General features: G+C 71.7%; 2 protein-coding genes. Both read left to right on the top strand.

Annotated elements, in window-relative coordinates:
• Nucleotides 1–300 precede the first annotated feature (300 nt).
• Nucleotides 301–717 carry a GtrA family protein gene (locus tag GVN67_RS28810; RefSeq protein ID WP_235035610.1) on the top strand — a complete coding sequence of 139 codons (417 nt, stop codon included), beginning with the start codon at nucleotides 301–303 and terminating at the stop codon, nucleotides 715–717.
• Nucleotides 718–758: 41 nt separating this feature from the next.
• Entirely contained in the window at nucleotides 759–1754 is a 996-nt protein-coding gene (locus GVN67_RS28805; RefSeq protein ID WP_235035609.1) for a glycosyltransferase, read from the top strand.
• The last annotated feature ends 313 nt before the right edge of the window (nucleotides 1755–2067 follow it).

Here is a 2067-nt window from a genome sequence, read left to right as displayed (position 1 = left end):
GCGGCGGGCGCCGCGCCCGGGGTGGCGCTCGTCGGGGCGGGGCTGGTCTGGGCGCCGGCCGCCCGCGGCAGGCCGGTGGCGGCGGCGGCGATGGCGGCGGCGCCGTTGAGCAATTGGCGTCGGAACATATTCTCGGTCTCCCCGGGGCCTGAGGCCCGTCTTTGCGCGGCGAAGGGAAGCCGAGCGCCCTGCCGGATGCAAGGGGGCGCCCCCCCGGAAACCCCGCGGTTCCGGCGGAATTCAGCAGGGCCGCGCAGCCGCCCTCGCCAAGCCGGGCGCGGCAGGCTTTAACGGGGCGGCATGCGACGGCTCCTCTCCCCTGGCCAGCGGGCCCTGATCGGCCAGATGCTGCGCTTCGGCGTGGTCGGCACCCTCGGCTTCCTGGTCGATACCGGGGTGCTCTATGCCGCGCTGCAGCTTGGCGCCGGCCTCTATCTCGGCCGGGTCTTCTCCTATGTCGCCGCGGCCACGGGGAACTGGGCGCTGAACCGGGCCTGGACCTTCCAGGCGACCGGCGCGCCCGCCGCGCGGCAATGGGCGCTGTTCCTGGCGGTCAACCTGGTGGGCTTCGCGGTGAATTACGGCACCTATGCGCTGCTGGTCGGCCATCTGCCGCTGGCCGCCGCCCATCCGGTGCTCGGCGTCGCCGCCGGGTCGCTGGCGGGCATGGCGGGGAATTTCCTGCTCAGCCGCCGCTTCGTCTTTCGCGCCGGCTGATCGACCCCATGTCGCAGGCTGACGCCGGAGCGCCGCCCGCCATGTCCAGCCCTCGCATCGCCGTGCTGCTGCCCTGCCACAACGAGGCGGTGGCCATCGGAGGCGTCGTCGCGGCCTTCCGCGCCGCCCTGCCGGGGGCGGAAATCCATGTCTACGACAATAATTCGACCGACGGCACGGTCGCTGCCGCCCGCGCCGCCGGCGCCCGCCTCGGCGAGGAGGTGCTGCAGGGCAAGGGCAACGTCCTGCGCCGGATGTTCTCCGACATCGAGGCCGATTTCTACCTGATGGCCGATGGCGACGGCACCTATGACGCGGCCGATGCGCCGGCGATGCTGGCGCTGGCGCTGGAGAAGCGGCTGGACATGGTCACCGCGGTGCGGGTCGGCCAGGCCGAGGCCGCCTATCGCCCCGGCCATGCCTGGGGCAACCGGCTGCTGACCGGGCTGGCCAGCGCCATCTTCGGCCGCCGCCAGGCCGACATGCTGTCCGGCTACCGCCTGCTGTCCCGCCGTTTCGTGAAATCTTTCCCAGCTTTGTCGGGCGGCTTCGAGATCGAGACCGAGCTCACCGTGCATGCGCTGGAGCTGCGCATGCCGATCGGGGAGCTCCGCTCGGCCTATGGCGCACGGCCAGCCGGATCGGCCTCCAAGCTGCGCACCTTCCATGACGGGGCGCGGATTCTCGCAACCATCCTGGCCCTGCTGCAGCGCGAGCGGCCGCTGCCTTTCTTCGGCGCCCTGGCGCTGCTGTTCCTGCTGGCCGCGATCGGGTTTTTCGCGCCGGTTTTCGCCACCTACCTGTCGAGCGGGCTGGTGCCGCGGCTGCCCACCTTCCTCGCCTCGGTCTGCTGCCTGCAGCTCAGCTTTCTCGCAATCGCCGTCGGCCTGATCCTGGACACGGTGACGCGCGGGCGGCAGGAGGCGCGGCGCATCGCCTATCTCGGTATCGCAGGTCCGGGTTGTTGCGCCGCCGCTACCTTTTCGCCACCACCCGGCGCTAAGCTGGGTGAAACCGGGGACGTGCTTCCTGGTTGACGGGAATTGCGACCGGCGTTCCTTTGGCGCCGGCAGGGCTGGCAACAGCCCGGTCATAATGCGGGCCTAGGCAGGCCCGGAACTGCCGCCAGCCGCCCCGGAACTGTCTCACTCCCGGCGGTGGCCTGGGGCTGCCGCGCCGTGTAAGGCCGTCCTGTCGCGGCCCTGGGCTTCGGCCTCAACATCCGCCCGGCCCGCAGGTCCTGGGCTTTTATGACTGGAGTCGTCGTCGGCATGTCCGCGCCCCATCCTCTTCGGCCCGATGCGGCCCCCGACGCCGGTTCCGACGTCTCCACCCCCGGAGCCTCCACCC

It is taken from the genome of Roseomonas sp. 18066 (genome assembly GCF_902706185.1).
GTDB lineage: Bacteria > Pseudomonadota > Alphaproteobacteria > Acetobacterales > Acetobacteraceae > Pseudoroseomonas.
This window is presented reverse-complemented; position numbering and strand designations above follow the sequence as displayed.

Bases quoted from the DNA above. Each gene is read 5' to 3' on its own strand.
- GVN67_RS28810 (WP_235035610.1), top strand. From the start codon at position 301: ATGCGACGGCTCCTCTCCCCTGGCCAGCGGGCCCTGATCGGCCAGATG.
- GVN67_RS28805 (WP_235035609.1), top strand. From the start codon at position 759: ATGTCCAGCCCTCGCATCGCCGTGCTGCTGCCCTGCCACAACGAGGCG.